The sequence below is a fragment of the Oceanobacillus sp. HCA-5259 genome (assembly GCF_037892815.1).
In the GTDB taxonomy this organism is placed as follows: domain Bacteria; phylum Bacillota; class Bacilli; order Bacillales; family Amphibacillaceae; genus Oceanobacillus; species Oceanobacillus indicireducens.
On record NZ_JBBKBV010000003.1, the window covers coordinates 62,597 to 79,994 of the forward strand.

At 41.9% G+C, this 17,398-nt stretch carries 19 protein-coding genes; 4 read left to right on the forward strand and 15 right to left on the reverse strand.

Translation table 11 applies throughout. The annotated features are described in order from the left end of the window. Window positions 1-3: 3 nt before the first annotated feature. The 4 genes from WKU33_RS02730 to WKU33_RS02745 form a co-directional block, all read right to left on the reverse strand. Complete coding sequence (locus tag WKU33_RS02730; protein WP_340453079.1) at window positions 4-672, reverse strand: uracil-DNA glycosylase; 669 nt, start codon at window positions 670-672, stop codon at window positions 4-6. A gap of 14 nt (window positions 673-686) precedes the next feature. After that, complete coding sequence (locus WKU33_RS02735; RefSeq protein ID WP_156857096.1) at window positions 687-833, reverse strand: hypothetical protein; 147 nt, start codon at window positions 831-833, stop codon at window positions 687-689. An 88-nt stretch (window positions 834-921) separates the two neighbouring features. Continuing rightward, entirely contained in the window at window positions 922-2,064 is a 1,143-nt protein-coding gene (locus WKU33_RS02740) for an ABC transporter permease (RefSeq protein ID WP_156857095.1), read from the reverse strand. Continuing rightward, window positions 2,054-2,755 (reverse strand): ABC transporter ATP-binding protein, encoded by a 702-nt coding sequence (locus tag WKU33_RS02745; protein WP_340453082.1) that lies wholly within the window; start codon window positions 2,753-2,755, stop codon window positions 2,054-2,056. The genes WKU33_RS02740 and WKU33_RS02745 overlap by 11 nt, the downstream gene beginning before the upstream one ends. 114 nt (window positions 2,756-2,869) lie before the next feature. Between WKU33_RS02745 and WKU33_RS02750 the strand changes: the two genes are divergently transcribed. Both WKU33_RS02750 and WKU33_RS02755 read left to right on the forward strand, forming a co-directional pair. Further along, window positions 2,870-3,181: a DMT family transporter gene (locus WKU33_RS02750; protein WP_340453084.1), complete on the forward strand. Its 312-nt coding sequence runs from the start codon at window positions 2,870-2,872 to the stop codon at window positions 3,179-3,181. Between the two features lie 353 nt (window positions 3,182-3,534). Next, window positions 3,535-3,891 carry a DMT family transporter gene (locus WKU33_RS02755; RefSeq protein ID WP_156857115.1) on the forward strand — a complete coding sequence of 119 codons (357 nt, stop codon included), beginning with the start codon at window positions 3,535-3,537 and terminating at the stop codon, window positions 3,889-3,891. A 47-nt stretch (window positions 3,892-3,938) separates the two neighbouring features. Here WKU33_RS02755 and WKU33_RS02760 read toward each other — a convergent pair whose 3' ends face one another. Both WKU33_RS02760 and WKU33_RS02765 read right to left on the reverse strand, forming a co-directional pair. Then, window positions 3,939-5,432, reverse strand: a complete 1,494-nt coding sequence (locus tag WKU33_RS02760) for a peptide MFS transporter (protein ID WP_336251918.1) — start codon at window positions 5,430-5,432, stop codon at window positions 3,939-3,941. 45 nt (window positions 5,433-5,477) lie between these two features. Further along, a complete protein-coding gene (locus WKU33_RS02765) occupies window positions 5,478-5,624 on the reverse strand; it encodes a hypothetical protein (protein ID WP_340453086.1) in 147 nt (48 codons plus the stop codon). Between the two features lie 191 nt (window positions 5,625-5,815). Here WKU33_RS02765 and WKU33_RS02770 point away from each other — a divergent pair, with 191 nt between their 5' ends. Then, window positions 5,816-6,892, forward strand: coding sequence for an NAD(P)H-dependent flavin oxidoreductase (locus WKU33_RS02770; RefSeq protein ID WP_340453088.1), 1,077 nt, complete (start codon window positions 5,816-5,818; stop codon window positions 6,890-6,892). A gap of 40 nt (window positions 6,893-6,932) precedes the next feature. Here the strand turns inward: WKU33_RS02770 and WKU33_RS02775 are convergent, their stop codons facing one another. The 9 genes from WKU33_RS02775 to WKU33_RS02815 form a co-directional block, all read right to left on the reverse strand. Beyond that, window positions 6,933-7,418 (reverse strand): competence protein ComK, encoded by a 486-nt coding sequence (locus tag WKU33_RS02775; RefSeq protein WP_188856696.1) that lies wholly within the window; start codon window positions 7,416-7,418, stop codon window positions 6,933-6,935. A 158-nt stretch (window positions 7,419-7,576) separates the two neighbouring features. Beyond that, on the reverse strand, window positions 7,577-9,313 hold the full coding sequence (locus WKU33_RS02780) for an ABC transporter ATP-binding protein (protein ID WP_340453091.1): 1,737 nt from the start codon (window positions 9,311-9,313) through the stop codon (window positions 7,577-7,579). Window positions 9,314-9,354: 41 nt separating this feature from the next. Beyond that, window positions 9,355-10,155 carry a DUF4097 family beta strand repeat-containing protein gene (locus WKU33_RS02785; protein ID WP_336251914.1) on the reverse strand — a complete coding sequence of 267 codons (801 nt, stop codon included), beginning with the start codon at window positions 10,153-10,155 and terminating at the stop codon, window positions 9,355-9,357. Beyond that, the gene (locus WKU33_RS02790) at window positions 10,148-10,711 is read right to left on the reverse strand and encodes an HAAS signaling domain-containing protein (RefSeq protein WP_229782620.1); all 564 of its coding nucleotides are present in this window, start codon (window positions 10,709-10,711) and stop codon (window positions 10,148-10,150) included. Before WKU33_RS02790 ends, WKU33_RS02785 begins: the two co-directional genes overlap by 8 nt. Beyond that, window positions 10,712-11,029 (reverse strand): PadR family transcriptional regulator, encoded by a 318-nt coding sequence (locus WKU33_RS02795; protein WP_336251913.1) that lies wholly within the window; start codon window positions 11,027-11,029, stop codon window positions 10,712-10,714. 302 nt (window positions 11,030-11,331) lie between these two features. After that, window positions 11,332-12,210, reverse strand: a complete 879-nt coding sequence (htpX, locus tag WKU33_RS02800) for a protease HtpX (protein WP_340453094.1) — start codon at window positions 12,208-12,210, stop codon at window positions 11,332-11,334. Window positions 12,211-12,389: 179 nt separating this feature from the next. Next, the gene (locus WKU33_RS02805) at window positions 12,390-12,938 is read right to left on the reverse strand and encodes a DUF1648 domain-containing protein (protein WP_336251911.1); all 549 of its coding nucleotides are present in this window, start codon (window positions 12,936-12,938) and stop codon (window positions 12,390-12,392) included. Window positions 12,939-13,062: 124 nt separating this feature from the next. Next, the gene (locus WKU33_RS02810) at window positions 13,063-14,343 is read right to left on the reverse strand and encodes a molybdopterin molybdotransferase MoeA (protein WP_340453096.1); all 1,281 of its coding nucleotides are present in this window, start codon (window positions 14,341-14,343) and stop codon (window positions 13,063-13,065) included. Window positions 14,344-14,437: 94 nt separating this feature from the next. Beyond that, a complete protein-coding gene (locus tag WKU33_RS02815) occupies window positions 14,438-15,001 on the reverse strand; it encodes a hypothetical protein (RefSeq protein WP_340453098.1) in 564 nt (187 codons plus the stop codon). Between the two features lie 157 nt (window positions 15,002-15,158). Between WKU33_RS02815 and WKU33_RS02820 the strand changes: the two genes are divergently transcribed. Further along, on the forward strand, window positions 15,159-17,336 hold the full coding sequence (locus tag WKU33_RS02820; RefSeq protein ID WP_340453100.1) for a DNA topoisomerase III: 2,178 nt from the start codon (window positions 15,159-15,161) through the stop codon (window positions 17,334-17,336). The last annotated feature ends 62 nt before the right edge of the window (window positions 17,337-17,398 follow it).

The window sequence follows — 17,398 nt, forward strand, 5'->3', positions numbered from 1 at the left end:
CATTCACCTAATTTCCCAATCCACCGCAGCTCGTCCATTTGCACTCAAAAATTCATTCGTTTCCGAAAATGGTCTACTGCCGAAAAATCCCCGATTTGCTGAAAACGGACTCGGATGCGGCGATTTAATAATATGGTGGCGCTTATTCGTAAGGAATATTTCCTTTTCCTGGGCATGTTTTCCCCATAAAATAAACACGACCGGATCTGTCTTTTCATTGACGAGTTGGATTACTTTGTTCGTAAAATGCTCCCAACCTTTCCCGCGATGGGAAGCTGGCTGTTTTCCCCTTACCGTAAGTACCGTGTTCAACAACAGCACCCCTTCATCAGCCCATTTTTTCAAGTAACCATGGGCTGGGGGTTCGATTTCTAAGTCACTTTGAAGTTCTTTATAGATATTTCGTAAAGAAGGGGGAATCGCTACACCCTTTTGCACAGAGAAACTTAAGCCATGGGCTTGATTCGGTCCATGATACGGATCTTGTCCAATCAGAACAACCCTCGTATTCTCGTAACTTGTGTAATGGAGGGCATTAAAAAAATCGTCCATATCAGGATGAATCTTGTAATTCTTATATTCTTCTTTTAGAAACTCCCGTAATTCCAAGTAGTATTTTTTCTGAAATTCCCCTTCAAGCAAGGGGGCCCAATCATTTTTTAAAATTGTCATCAGCTAACCTCCTGTCAACTCCAATCAAAAAACCTTCGGAGCATCCGCCAGAATACACGCGGGATATATAGAAAAAACTCAACTATGAACATATACCAATCAAGCTGTTCGATACGCTCCTCGGCTTTTCTACTTTTCTTTTTCAATTCTTTCCCACTCATTACATACCCTCCATCTAATTTACCACGTATTAACGGTCTGTAATACCCCCACTTTTGAACGGGGACGGAAAATCCCAGTGAATGAGTTTCACTTTATCGTAACAAATGTCATCAGTACAGCAGTAAGACCGACTAGAATAACCGCTGGGATTATAAATATGCGTCTGAAGCGCAACCAAGCCGCGTCTCGAACAGTTTTCTCGATAGGTACGACACTGAAGAAATGTTCATCGAGCATTTTTTCATACAATCCTCTCAGCCAGGAATTATACGTCAAAAACAATGAGAACGTAATGAAAATCAACCATTTCAACCAGATAATTGGAAGTAACGTAATTGCAAATAAGGTGACGCCGATGATTTGGAAATAGCTTTTAAGATAGACTGTATGTCGCAGGAATCCTTTTAAGAGCATTTCCAGAAGGCCATTTTCCGGATTTGTTTCTTTAAAAATCCTTCTGCTATTTCTAAAGAGTAGAGGCCGTTTCCCGAAACGAATTGGAGGCTTCTCCACCTCTTTCGCCATTCCGAGCATTAACTTCGCATAGCGCATCCGCACCTTGACCTCGTTATTCACCTCTTCAAAAAAGTAGCGTTTTGCCGGAACCATAACGTAATAATTCCAGACGGTGAGAAAAATGACGCTAGCAGCACTTGCTATGAAAAGGATATCGAGCGATAGGTACATGACAAGATTGCTGATGAAAATAAAGAGAACAGCAAGCAAAATCCAACGCTTCACTGGGTGGCGAATGATTTTTTTCACGGTAGATATAAGCAATTGATAAGCTAGGAGAAAAACAAACAGAAAAAAGATTTGACGCACACCAAGCCCAATCAGCTGGATAAGCCACGGTAAGGTAATAACGAGTAATACCACGGCCAGCCCTATCCTCTGCAACACAGAATATGAAAAAGCCGTGGTCCGTAAACCACGATATAACTTGGGCCGGTCAAGTAAAAACAATTGATCTGCTTCTTTCATAAACATACGGAATTGGACAATCGTCAAGAGAAGTAACATCAACCAGATAATCACCGTTCCCGGCAATATTTCCGGCCAATAGGATGCGGTATCCTTCCAGATATCAATATAAAAAAGCACCCCGAATATAAGGAATGGAATAAAAGCATAGAACCAAACTATCCAATCGATGAACATTCCAAGTATCTTCCGCTGATATTTTATATCATCAATTAATCGTAATTTAAATAGTTTCCTACCGGTCATCTGCCTCACGCTCCGTCAATATATGAAAACAATCAAATAAAGACCCTCCCTGCAGTCCGCTCTTACGCTGGATGTATTCCAATGTACCGTCCGCAATCAGCTTTCCGTGTGAGATAAGCAAGAAGCGGTCACAAATCTTCTCCGCTGTATCAAGTACATGCGTCGACATTAAAATGCCGGCACCGCGCTCTTTTTCCTTTGCAATCATATCAAGGAGCTTCCGGACCACTTTCGGATCAAGCCCCATAAACGGTTCATCAATAATATGAATATTCGCTTCCTTTAAAAAAGCGAGCATAATCATTGCCTTCTGCTGCATGCCTTTGGAGTAGCTTTCAGGATAATGATGCACCACATTTTCCAGTTCAAATTCTTTTAGCAATCCTTGCATTTTCCGAGTGAAATCCGCTTCGTCTGCATCAATCGTAGCTAGAAGAAAATGAAAATGTTCCATTAGCGTCAAGCCAGGATAAAAAAAGGGGCGTTCCGGTATGTAAGCATAATTTTCAACTTCGATCTCCCCTTGCACGTAATCAATGACGCCGAGCAAGGATTTAATTGTTGTACTTTTCCCAGCTCCGTTCGGTCCGATTAATCCGACGAGCTCGCCTGGATGAACATTAAATGTAATATTTTTTAAAACTGGTTCATTTTTACTGTAACCCGCTTCTTGGATCTCGCATCGTAACATAAATGAAGCCGCTCCTTTCATTTCTATTAACTAGTACGGCTACTCATCGCTGAAAGTTTCATGCTTTTCACGTATAATTGAGGATATTGCAGTAAAAGAAAGGATGTTGCTCACATGAATGCTTTTGTACTTTTGGCTTTTGCAATTATAAGTGAAGTGTTCGGCAGCTCCTTTTTGAAGCTGACGAATGGCTTTAAAAAGATACTACCAACACTCGGGGTCATAATCGGATACGGAACCGCTTTTTACACTCTTTCTCTCACGCTAACCGAATTACCACTTGGATTGGTTTACGCAATTTGGGCTGGGATGGGAACTGCGCTAACCGCCATAGTTGGAATAGTCGTTTATAAAGAAGTATTTAATATGAAAAAGTTAACAGGAATCCTGCTCATCATTGCCGGAGTTGTCCTATTGAATATTTGAAAGCAGGTATTAGGATTTTGAGCGAGGGATTGGCTTTTCATTGACCGAATGAATGAGGATCGTTGTCGTTCAAGGGATTAGGAAACTTCTAACTGACGGAACGAGGAAGAGTTGCTGTCGTTCGAGCGATTAGAAGGCCTTTAATCGACTGAATAAAGGAGATTCTCTGTGTTCCGGGGAATTAAAGATTACAAGCTACAAAAACAGAGCTGTCTAACTGGGACAAATGCTCTGACCCCCTGTCCCAACTATCTGCGCTTCGGGCAATTAAAGACTACAACCTATAAGAACAGGGCTATCCAACTGGGACAAATGCTCTGACCCCAAAAAGAAAGTTGGTGTTAGATATGAATGTGAAGGGTTATAGTTTCCTTGTTGTTTCGATTGTTGCTGAGATCTTTGGTACGCTGATGCTGAAGCTATCCAATGGTTTTACGTTGTTGTATCCATCGCTTGCAGTCATTTTCGGGTATGGGCTATCTTTTTATTTTCTCGCTCTTTGCCTGCGTTCCGTCCCGCTAAGTCTCGCTTATGCGATTTGGTCTGGAGCTGGAACTGCTTTAACTGCATTGATCGGCTTTCTTTTCTGGAATGAAGCATTCCACCTCGCCAAGCTACTCGGCATTATTCTCATTATTGGAGGTATCCTCGTCCTGAACACAAGTGACACAGCACACAATAAAAATAAAACAAAAGAAAAAACCATTTAAAAAATGGGGCAATCAATGTACTGAACTTGATCGCCCCATTCCAATTTTTAATTAATTCCACGCATATATTTCTTCAATTTAGGTGCCAGGAATAATAAACAAATTCCTAACAGAATGGCAAAACCACCAATGGCTCCGAAATAAATCGCCTCCGTCTCCACTGAATAAAAACGTACTACTTGCGCGTTGATTGCCTGTGCGGAAGCGTTTGATAGATTCCAAAGACTCATCATCTGGGCCGCAAACGCAGCCGGCGCAAGTTTCGTGGATGCAGACAGTCCAACCGGAGATAATAACAATTCACCGATTACGACGAGGAAGAAACTCGCCACAAGCCATAATGGGCTAACGAGAGATTCCGTTCCGTTAAATATAGCTGGGAAAACCATAATAATAAAGGACAAACCAGCAAAAATTAACCCAAGCGAGAACTTCTGTGGTGTACTCGGTTGACGATCACCAAGTTTCACCCAGAGCCAAGCAAATACTGGAGCAAGTGCCACAATAAATAATGGGTTGAGTGATTGGAACCACGAAGATTTCAGTTCAAAACCTAAGAAACTTAACTGTGTCCGTTCGTTTGCATATGTTGCAAGAATATTCGAGCCTTGTTCCTGAATCGCCCAGAACATCATTGCAGCAATAAATAGCGGAATATATGCCAATAACCGGGAACGCTCATCATCGGTTGTCTTCTTACTGCGGTACATTACAAAAATGTAAATAGCTGGAATAATAACACCTGAAATACTAATAAAGAATATGACACGTTCAATTGTTAACCAGCCACCGGAAAACCCTAACCGAAGAAACGCCGCGATGGCAACTCCACCAAATAAAAATCTGCGTGCAATGCTGCCTTTTTCAGTAGCAGATAAAGGGTTCGGTACTTGCATTCCCGCAAGACCCATATTCTTCTTCCGCGTGAATAAATAGACAACTAAGCCCGCGAACATACCTACGGCGGCTAAACTAAATCCAAGGTGGAAACTATATTCCTGTCCAATTGTTCCGACAATTAATGGTGAAATGAATCCACCCATGTTAATTCCCATATAATAGATACTAAAACCGGAATCACGGCGTGAGTCTGTCTTGCTGTAAAGTTCCCCAACCATTCCACCGACGTTCGGTTTCAATAAGCCTGTCCCAATAATGATAAAGAGCATGGATAATAGCAATGCGGTAAATCCACCAGGCAATGATAAAATAATATGACCAATCATAATCAGAACTCCACCGTAAAATACGGTCCGGTTCATTCCTAGCAAGCGGTCGGCAATCCAACCACCAATTATTCCAGACATATATACTAAAGAACCGTAGATAGCCATAATCGAGTTAGCTGTTGTGCGGTCCAGCCCTAGGCCACCCTCGGTTATTTCATAGTACATATAGTAAAGTAGAATAGCGCGCATCCCGTAGTATGAGAACCGCTCCCAAAACTCGGTGAAAAATAATGTTGATAAACCTTTTGGATGCCCGAAGAAACCTTTTTGAGGCACGGTCTTCAATATCGCATCCCGTTCTTTAGAGTCCATTTGCTGTTAATCCTCCTCTAAGTTGTAAATATTTCTAAGACCCCTTCAGTTTTCTATCGGTACGTTATGATTGGTTTCTTTCTGAAATATCATCCGATACACCAATCCTTTATATTTTAAATCCAATAACAATGCAAGCGCAAGCCCAACGAAGGCAATGCCGCGATACATATTTTTCCGTTCTGAATTCATCCTTTTCCCTACCTTTCACTTCAAGGCTGTCTTAGTAAAATAACATTCCTATTTTATCATTTTTTATTTTTACTTACAATTGAGTAATTTTTGTAAATGTACTGGACTTTCCTACCTGCCTAATTTTTCAATTTACTCTAAACTGGCTTATACTACATATAGATTAAAAATAATGGAAGGGAGAAGGAAACATGATTTATGATAATTCAATTACAAAAAAACTTGGCATAACCTATCCCATTATTCAAGCAGGCATGGCGGGAGGGATAACGACACCCGAGCTCGTTGCCAGTGTCGCAGAAACCGGTGCGCTTGGTACGCTTGGAGCAGGTTACTTAACACCGGAAAAAACGAAAGAAGCCATCCAGAAGATCAAGCAGCTCACCCACAAACCGTTTGCGGTGAATTTATTTATTCCAGAACACCCGACTTTTTCCGATAAAAAAATTAAACAGGCCAATCAGTTACTTGCTCCTATTCGTAGGGATTTAAACATGGAAGAGCAAATACAACTACCTGAAATGAACAAGGATCTTTTTGAACAACAAATTGAAGTATTAATCGAAGAAAAGGTCCCAGTTTGTAGCTTTACCTTTGGACTGCCCCCTAAGAAAATTGTCCGTCGCTTAAAAAGCGAAGGAATAACATTAATCGGTACAGCAACAACGGTAAACGAAGCACTTGCCAATGAAGAACAAGGTCTTGATATAGTCGTTATGCAAGGGAGTGAGGCTGGCGGACATCGGGGGACATTTCTTGGTAATTTTCAATCCGCGATGATTGGGACGATGGCACTTGTTCCACAAGCAAAGGACCTGGTGAACATCCCGATAATTGCCGCCGGTGGGATTATGGACGGACGAGGGGTACTGGCCGCTCTCATTCTTGGTGCAGAGGCTGTACAGATGGGAACGGCATTTATCACAACCAAAGAGAGCGGCGCCCACCCCCTCTATAAACTAGCGATCCGTGAAAGCACTGAAGAGGCAACAACCGTGACAAAAGCCTTCAGTGGAAAACCTGCAAGAGGGATACGAAATACATTCATTCAAAGCCTTGAAAATAGGGAACATCATCTGCCGAATTATCCGATTCAGAACATGTTGACACAAGAGATTCGGAAAGAAGCAGCAAAGCGAAACCGTCCGGAATATTTAGCTCTATGGTCGGGTCAACACCCACGTTCCAGCACGGATAAACAAGCAGGGGACCTGATTCAATCCATCCTTTCACAAATTGAAGACCTTATGGGTAACTTAGGTCTCTAAGTAAGGAAAAAGAGGGCAGCTTTACGAAGCTGCCCTCTCTTTAATAACTCAATGCCTGTCCTGCATCAAATTTGTCGATACATTGCTGTGTACGCTTCATCTGCTTATCTAGGGAATAGCAAGATGTCGTAAGTGATAAAGACGTCCCGTCGACAAAATGTACGTTGGATTTATTCAGCACAGACTCCTCACTAATATCCTCAATGCTCTCGATGCGATGATAAAATAGCCATATGCAGTCTGGGTGTGAAGGTGACATGGTAGGAATCGCATAGATACCGAGGGCTGTATTGATCGGGAGAGGTACTTTATATTTAAAACCTAATTTCTCTCGAATTAAATGAGTACTTCCTTCATAAGTTAAGAATGTTTTAGAGGCGCTTTCTTTAATAATGTCAAATGGGGGCTTTTTTACGTAGTGTTTCCCTTCAGAGGTTAAAACAATGGTGTCATAATGTGTGCTTCGCCCCGGAAGAAGTGCATTGTCATTTTGCGTAATGGTGTAGTTTAATAAAATTTTCTCCAATTGAATAACTCCCTTCCCGCCCAAATCATTAAGTACTTTAGGCTAGTTCTTATTGCATATTTGACACCAATTATATGAGTATTGGGAATTGTTTGCAAGCCAATTTATTTATTCCAAAAAAATAACCAGCCAAGATGCTTTTCTTAGCTGGTCTACGCTTATTCATTCAATTGTTGCTCAGCAAATTTCCGATATAAATCATGGGTTGCAATCAACTCTTCATGAGTGCCTAAACCGGTTATTTTTCCTTTTTCAATAAAAACAATTTTATCGGCGTTAACAATGGTAGATAACCTGTGGGCAATCACAAAGGTTGTGCGCCCTTCCATCAGACGGGAAAGAGCTCGCTGAACAGCGTGTTCCGACTGACTATCCAAGCTTGCTGTTGCTTCGTCAAGCATCAATATTTTTGGATCGCGCAGGAAAGCACGCGCAATATTAATCCGCTGCCTTTGCCCCCCAGAGAGCTTTACTCCGCGCTCCCCGACTTCCGTAGCAAGACCATCTGGAAAGCTACGGATGAACGTCGCTGCATAAGCCATCTCTGTGACCCGCCATAGACGATCATCTGGAATTTTCTCCGCATCATCCAAGCCATAGGTGAGATTATCACGGATTGTTCCAGCCATCATTGCACTTTCCTGGGATACATAACCGATCTGGCCCCGCCAAGATGCTAGAGAAAGCTCACGAATCGGGGTATTCCCAATTCGAATCTCACCGCGGACTGGTTCATAGAAACGCTCAAGCAAGCCGAATAACGTCGTTTTCCCACCGCCACTCGGACCAGCAAAAGCGATCATCTCTCCTGGATGTGCTTCAAACGTGACATCCGCTAGCACCACTTCTCCTTCGTCATATCCAAAGGAAACGTCATCAACGTAAATTGATTGCGTACTAATATCCCTCGTGATGCCAACCTGTCCTTCCTCTTCTTCCAAGTCCAGAATTGCAATAATCCGCTCCGTCGCACCTTTTGCCTTTTGAAGTTCTGTGAAAAACATCGCAAACGATGTAATCGGAAAGATGATTTGAAAAAGATAAAGTAGAAAAGCAACGAGCGAACCTGTTGACATCGTACCCTCCGAGACACGGATACCGCCATACCCGATAATCACGACAATGACAAACATCATAATCGTATAAATTAGCGGGCCTATCAAAGCAAATACTTTCGCTTCTCTTAACCCTAAGCTGTACAATTTACGAATCCCTGATTTACCTTGGTTTTCCTCCACTTCTTCCGCGGTGGATGATTTCATTAAGCGGACTTCACCTAACGTCTGCTGGATATTTCCGGTGAATGTCGCCGTTTCATCCTGCATCTTTTTTGAAATCTTCGCCATCCTTGAACCGAGCGGCATCATAATCAAGAATGTTATCGGAACTGCAAGCAGCATAAGTAAGGTCATCTTCCAATCCATAATAAGCAGAATAACAATCGCTCCAATAATCGTAATGGTACCCGTGATAAACTGCGGAAAATGGTTGGAGATTAAATCTTTTACTATTCCCGTATCATTTACGACCCGGCTTACCGATTCGCCGCTCGGTGTTTTATCAAAATAACGGACTGGCAAACGAAGCAGCTTAAACCACATCTTTTCCCGTAATCGAGCGACAATCCGCTGACCGACTGCAGCTAAAATATAAGTCGATAATCCATCTATAACCGCCTGGAGAATAAAAACGACTAAGATTGTAATAATTAGTGTCGTACTAAGTGCCTCCAATGTAAATCCATCAACCAGCTTCCTTGTTAGGAGCGGAATGGCAAGGTTCACAAGCATCGTCAGCATACTTCCGATTAATCCTGCCACAAGTGCCCACTTTGAAATCTTCGTTGATAGGATTAGTTCTATAAATGGTTTGATTCCTGATTGTTTCTCTTTCATCTGCATTCTCCTCAATTGTTAGAAAATCACGGAGGAAATTTTTAATGATCCACGACTACTTTTCCATTTACCGTCTGGATCTTAATAAGATTTTCCCCATCTCCAAACGTACGATACCGGCTACTACTCCCAAAGATAATTGCTTCTCCGTTGACCACTTCAACAATAATCTCTGCATTATCAGGTTCTTCCTCTACTTGAACATTGACCTTACCATTCACTGATTCGAGGTCAACCGGATGATCTAAGCTTTTTGCCTCTACATTGATCGTACCATTTGTGACTTCAGCCTTTAGTTCTCCCGATATATTCACTGCACTTATTTTCCCATTTTCAGACTGAATTGTCGCGGTTTGTGTATTAAGATTCTCTAAAGACATCTTACCATTTGTCGATTCGGCAGAAATGATATCACTGTTAAGATTTTCAATCCTTACTTTCCCGTTCGCAGTTTTTGCTTTCAAGGAATCATAATCCTTTTCCGGCAAGTAAACTCTTGTCACCGCTGATTTCAGCGAAAAGTCGAAACTAAAGAACTGAAGAACTTTCTCCTTTATAGTCACTTGAAGTATCCCGTCTTCCACTTCCGCCTTGTAACGATAACGAGAATTATTTTTCGTATTCTTTATAAATTCAACCTTTGTCACGTTGTCAGTTGTCGGTACGATTTCAATGGTCGAATTATCCGTCTCAATTACGACATCTGAAATGGTATCTGTGAAGGTCCTTTCCTCTTCAACCGTTTCGCCAGCACTAAGAGATGGATACGTGAACAATGCCCCGCCAAAGCCAATTACCAACAGTACTACCGCAATGAATGCGATTCTTCTGCGATTAAGCATACTTCATTCCACCCTTCACCATTCTGACGTTAAATTGAAAATATTTCACAAACCAATGCTTCATCCATCCCGTAACGGCGTACATACAGATTCCAATTAATAATCCTGCCCCTGTTAGTCCGATGGAAATGAATATATTGAATGGCTCGAATATCTCGGGATAAATAAGTGTGTTAATCAGAACACCGACTAGAGTAAGTGAGAAGGATACCGCAACAACCCAGCCCGCAAATAACAGAGACGCAAGTGCGATGAGTGGACCTGCAACAATCAACAGATTAAAGAAACTTAACGAGATGACTGCCCAAAATGCGCGGAAGAAATTTCTTGTCGTACCACTTTCCTGAACAGCGTCCACATAATATACCGCAGAAAGTTCTTTCCCGAGCTGTTCTGGTGAACCGAGTGAAGAACTGATTTCTTCTTCTGTTTTACCATCGGCAAGTCCATTTGAAAAATATTCCTCGTAATCATACAAAATATCATCCCGTTCATTTCGTGGAAGTGTTAGAATTGCTTTCTCCAACTTGCTTAAAAATTGTCTCTTATCCATCATTTATATCCCCTTTCCATCTATTAGGTAATTAACACCTTCCGTAAACATCCACCATTCCTCAAGTAATTCCTGAAGATACTTATTACCTTCTTTCGTTAACTTATAATACTTCCGAGGTGGCCCTTCTGATGACTCTTGTAAATATGTTGTTGTGTAACCTTCCTTTGTAAAGCGCCTTAACAAAGGATATACCGCACCTTCCGATAGTTCTATATGACGAGAAATATGTTGTACAAGTTCATAGCCATATTGCTCTTTCTTATCTAAAAGAACGAGCACACATAGTTCCAGCACACCCTTTTTAAACTGTACATTCAACCCGCTCACTCCCTTGATGTATTTAGGTATTATATATTATATAATACTATATTGTATATGTTACTGTTCAACAAATAATAGCAATTAAAGTATAGCATTTCCCTTTTCACCTGTCACTAGACCTGAAGCATGATTTCCGCATACAACTTGAGACTTAGCAAAACAGAACGAAGAAAAAGCCAAGACAAGACCAGGTAAACTGCTCATATAACTGAACTTGATCATGTCATGGCTCTACTTTAACCAATATGGTGAACAAATAAAAAATGGCACATTCAGTTTTTCTGAACGTGCCACTCTAATTATTGCAAACGTCTTATTCTTTCTTCCAAATCCGGATGGGTCGAGAAGATGTTCGATTTTTTCTTGCCATTAATTTTGAGCGTGGCAATCGAAGTATCTTCTTCTGTTTTAATGCGGTCACTGTAAGCGCGCAATGACTCTAGCGCATGTCTCATTTTATCTTTCCCTGCAAGATCAGCCCCGCCCCGGTCCGCATGAAATTCTCTGTGGCGGGAGTAAGCGAAGACAACAAGACTTCCTAAAATAGAAAACACTAGCTGGAAAACAATAATCGCAATAAAATGGACGATCGGAGCAATTTCTTCTCTTGCAAAGCGCGATGCGATAAAAGCCGCAATCCGAGCAAGAAAAACGACAAATGTGTTAACGACGCCTTGAAGCAGGGTCATTGTCACCATATCTCCGTTTGCTATATGAGCGACCTCATGAGCAAGCACACCCTCGATCGCAACATCATCCATTTCTTCCAATAAACCGGTTGAAACAGCGACAAGTGAACGTTTCTTTGATGGTCCGGTCGCAAAAGCATTCACTTCTGGTGAATCATAAATCCCAACCTCAGGCATATAGGTTAAGCCTGCAGCTCGTGATAAACGATGAACTCTTTCAACAAGTTCCTGTTCATATTGAGTAACCGGTTGATCAGGATTGATAATCCGAACACCCATCATTCTCTTTGCCATCCAGCGCGAGATTAACAGAGAAATAATGGAACCGGTAAACCCGATAATCGCACTTAAGATAAGTAGTGTACCGAAATCAATTCCACCTGTTGTATTTAAATAATTCAATCCACCTGGTATTAAGTTAACGATTATACTAATTGTAAGTAGGACTAAAACGTTCGTAAGTATGAAGTAAAAAATCCGCTTCCCCATCTTCCACACCCTTTATCTTTGATTTTCTTTTCTCAATTATATAAGGTATCACGTGATGCTACAAGCAGGAAGTACAGATTTAAGCAGCTTTTTCCCGCCATACAAGTAATAATAGATTGGCAAAGCTAGAGAAGGGGAAATACAGCATACGTGACGCCTTATCAAATTGAACGGTCCATTCAAGTGCGGTTCCTGAATGGACCAATTTTTAGGTTGCGATAAATTTTCAAAGTATAGTAGATAAAGGGAAAGAATACGAGAATAATCATCACTTCTACACCGAAACCAAGCCCATTTTCTTTCCCTAGCCCATTTTGAATAATATCGTAGTAAACACTCGCAAACGTCAGACTGATTGCCAAGTTAGAAACTGCTAGCATTCTTGCAGTATTTCGTTTAACGGTATGGCTCTCACCTTCCGTTAGCTCTTCCTTTTTCAAAAAGGGAATATTCATGAATTGCAGACTGTCTGCTTTATCCGAACGAATGATTAAATAATAATTCAACACAAAGCAAAGCAGAACGGTATGGAAGTTAAGCAATATCAAGCCGAATAAAGTACCCTTATGTCCCCAGCCATCCGCTTCTCCAGCCATATTAAAATGAATGGGAATCTCCGTCGGCAGCTTGCTATAAGAAATAGAAACATAAGTTATCATGCTGAACATCACGATGAATGTCAGTAGATCAAGTACAGGCGAATAATACTGCCGAATATTTCTCCACATGAAATCAACCTTCCCTCATGTATATATCCAATTATAATACGAAATAGAGCCCGATCGAGATTCATGGATGCAAAGGAACTGTTGATCCCTTTCATTTAGCATAAGTGAAACTTTCATCTGTCTCTCATCCTTTATCCGCGAAAAAATCTTCCATTGAAATACTTTCTTTAGAATCCAGTAAGATTACTTCTACCTGCTCTCCCTTCTTTGATTCTTTCCTTCCCTTTAAGAAAACAATCAAGCAGTCCGCTTCAGCAAGAGAAGAGACAACACCTGATTTATCCAACCCGCTCGGAGTAGCAAAGAGCGTTCCATGCTTCAGCTCGAGCTTGCCACGTACGAAACGGTCAAACGGATTCTTTTTTAGAAAGTCCGCCCCAAGAATAGCCGTTGTTCGCGGTGAGAAAGGGTGCCTAGCACCTAAAACCGCACGGATGAATGGACGCGCGAGGAGTTCAAAGCCGACGTAACAGGCAGATGGATTCCCTGACAAGGCAAAGATAAGCTTCCCGTTCTTTTCCGCCACTGTCGTCACACTTCCCGGACGCATTCCGATCTTATTAAAGAGCACATTGGCACCGAGTCGATTGAAAATCTCCGGCATAAAATCATAATCACCTACAGAAACTCCACCTGTGGTAATCAGGATATCCACCTTCTTCAAGTTTGTTGTGATACTTTCAAAGTTCGTTTCCAAGTCATCGCTTAGTTTCCCAAGATAAATTGGTTCTGCCCCAGCCCGGAGTGCTTGAGAATGAATCATGTAGCCGTTACTATTTCTTATTTTCCCTGGCTCTAGTGGGTCATCCAAATCCAACAATTCACTTCCCGTAACGAGAATACCTGTCGCCGGCCTCTTTCTAACGGGAACTTGCGTGTAACCGAATGTCGCAAGCAACGCAATAACACCCGGATTTATATACTTTCCAGCTTCAGCAACAACCGTCCCTTGCTGCACATCTTCCCCAGTAAAAGATATATTTTTGTTCGCCTTCATTGGTCTCCGAACTTGTATATGAGGATTATCGTCTATTTTGATTTCTCTCACAGCTTCAATCATAATAACTGCGTCACAGCCATCAGGAATTGCCGCACCGGTCATAATGCGGACAGCTTCTTTTTCCCCAACCGTTCCAGAAAATACTTGCCCCGCACCAATTTCTCCCACAACCTTGAGCACACTCGGATTATGGGTTGTTGCTCGAGCAGTATCGCTTGAACGTATAGCAAATCCATCATAGGGCGAGCGGTCGAACGGTGGAACCGGGTGATCGGCAACTAAGTCCTCCGCCAGATAAAAACCGGTCGCGTCAAATGGAGAGAGGTATTCCATTTCACCCGGATTTGCAAACTTCATCAACCTTGTAACCGCTTCCTGTAATTGAATCGACTTTCTTTCAAACATTCCGACACCCTCCGTTTCCTATAATTATAGCATACGCAATGAAACTACCTCCAAGCGTGGGACAGGGGGTCAGAGCATCTGTCCCACTTTTCGTTCACTCTTCTTCCTCTTCCGCCCATACTTTAAAATCAACCTTTGCCTCAAGTTCCCTTTGAATGGTCCCATCAGAGAACGCTGTAGTAGCGGTCACCGTATAATATCCAGGTGGAAAATCACGCCGTTTTTTAAAATCTTCAATAAATCCCGCATACTGCTCACCATCATCTTCAAAAGAAAAGACTCCTTGCTTTACATACTTCTCCCGGTACGGCTCCCCAGCTGCAAGCTTCGTCTCTATATGAATATCCTGCACAGCAAACGGAAGTTCATAGTCCCGTACCTGTTCCTTGATCTCAAATAATACCGCTGAAGAAGCATGGGCAATCACGACTTCACCTTCACCGATATATATAATTTCTCCATATAATTCCACTTCTTCGCCCGCTTCATATTCCTCCTTGCCACTTACAAGCCGGAACACAAAATTGTCTTCTATCGTTTCATCAAACGTTTGTTTAACTTCATAGCCCTCTAACCCTTCATTTGTCACTTCATTAGCTGCCCCGCAGCCTGCGAGTATAAAAAGGAAGCATAGTAACACAACTCTCATTTTCATCAAGCAAGCCCCTCCCCTGTAAAATTAAAATACATTACATAGTAAGACGGTTATAAGCCGAAATAGGTTTCATTCTTAGCTAACATCATAAGTAACCAACCACGCGTATATATGTTAAAGTAGAAAGAGACATCTTTTACGAGAAGAAAGGATTGTACAAATGAGTAAAACAGTAGTACTAGCTGAAAAACCTTCTGTCGGACGCGATATCGCTCATGTTCTGCAATGTAATAAAAAAGGGAATGGGTACCTTGAAGGACCCAATTATATTGTAACTTGGGCCCTCGGTCATTTAATTACGCTCGCCGATCCGGAAGTGTATGATGATAAATATAAAACATGGAAGCTAGATGATCTTCCAATGCTTCCACCCCATTTGAAATTAGTTGTAATTAAGAAAACTGGAAAACAGTTCCAATCCGTTAAAAGCCAGTTGAACCGGAAAGATGTGAAGGACATCGTTATTGCAACGGATGCTGGGCGCGAGGGTGAACTTGTTGCCCGCTGGATCATCGATAAAGCAAGAGTCAATAAACCAATTAAAAGATTATGGATTTCCTCTGTCACAGATAAAGCGATTCGTGACGGATTCAAGAAACTGCAGCCAGGTGATAAATATAAAAATCTTTACGCCTCCGCTGTTGCTCGCTCTGAAGCAGATTGGTATGTTGGCCTGAACGCAACCCGTGCTCTTACAACGAAATTCAATGCTCAGCTATCCACAGGGCGGGTACAGACACCAACACTTGGCATGGTTGCGGCAAGGGAAAAAGAAATCAATGAATTTAAACCGAAAACCTACTACGGTCTGCAGGCGAAAGCTACCGGTGGAGTCACGTATACGTGGCGGGATGACAAAAATAATTCCCGTATTTTCCAAAAAGAAAAAGCAGACAAACTGTTCCAATCCTTAAAAGGTGAAACACTGACGATTGAACGAATCGATAAGGCTGCCAAGAAAAAATATGCTCCGCAACTTTATGATTTAACCGAGTTGCAGCGAGACGCAAACCGACTATTCGGATTTTCTGGTAAACAAACCTTGTCAATTATGCAAAGCCTTTACGAGCGTCATAAAGTGTTAACCTACCCAAGAACCGATTCAAGAGTAATCTCAACGGATATTGTTCCAACATTGAGCGAGCGGCTCGAAGCATGTGGAATTGACCAATATGCCCGAGAGGCTCAGATGATTCTTAGAAAAGGGATTAAAAAGCTCCCGAAGTCTGTCGTGGATAACTCGAAAGTAAGTGACCACCACGCCATAATCCCTACTGAAGAGCCTGTCTATTTGTCTAATCTCGATGCAAAAGAACGCCGCATTTATGATTTAGTCGTCAAACGTTTTTTAGCTGTCTTAATGGACCCTTATGAATATGAACAAACAACAATTCATGCAAGGATTTCCGGAGAAGCTTTTACAGCGAACGGGAGAATCATTAAAAACCAAGGCTGGAGAACACTTTACGATCGGAACTTTGATGAGGAAGATTTTGATAATCAATCCCTTCCAAATGTAAAACAAGGGGACACATTCACAAATTTCACCCTCAATCTAACGAACGGTGAAACAAAGCCACCGGAACGATTTACCGAAGGCGCCTTGTTACAAGCGATGGAAAATCCCGTCCGTTATATGGACGCAAATGAAAAACATCTTGCCGGCACGTTACAGAAATCAGGTGGGATCGGTACTGTCGCAACACGTGCGGATATTATCGATAAACTCTTTAACAGTGAATATATGGAATTAAGAGGTAAGCATATTTTCATTACGCCGAAAGGAAAACAATTGCTTGATCTCGCACCGGAAGATTTACGCTCCCCTGCTCTAACCGCTGAATGGGAACAGAAGCTGAGTCTTATTGCTGACGGAAAGCTGAATAAAAATAAATTCATCGCAGAGATCAAAGATTATACAAAAGAAATTATTCAGGAAATTAAAGCGAAGGATGCAACATTCAAACATGATAATATTACCGGAACGAAATGTCCGGATTGCGGTAAATTAATGCTTGAAGTGAGGAACAAACACGGTCGCATGCTCGTCTGTCAAGACCGTTCCTGCGGACATAAGAAGAACATCGCAAAACGCACCAATGCCCGCTGCCCGAATTGCCATAAACGCTTGGAACTGCGCGGGGAAGGCGAAGGTCAAATCTTCACCTGTTCTTGTGGTCACCGGGAAAAACTTTCCACCTTCAACAAAAGAAAGCAACAAGAGAAAAAACATAATGTATCGAAACGAGATGTCAACAAATATCTTAAAAACCAGGACGACGGCTTTAAAAATAACGCCCTCGCTGAACAACTCGCAAAACTTAAAAATAAAAAATAGCACAACTGGCACAACAGCGCCTTCCCCAGTCACACTACAATCGGGACAAGGGGTCAGTGCAT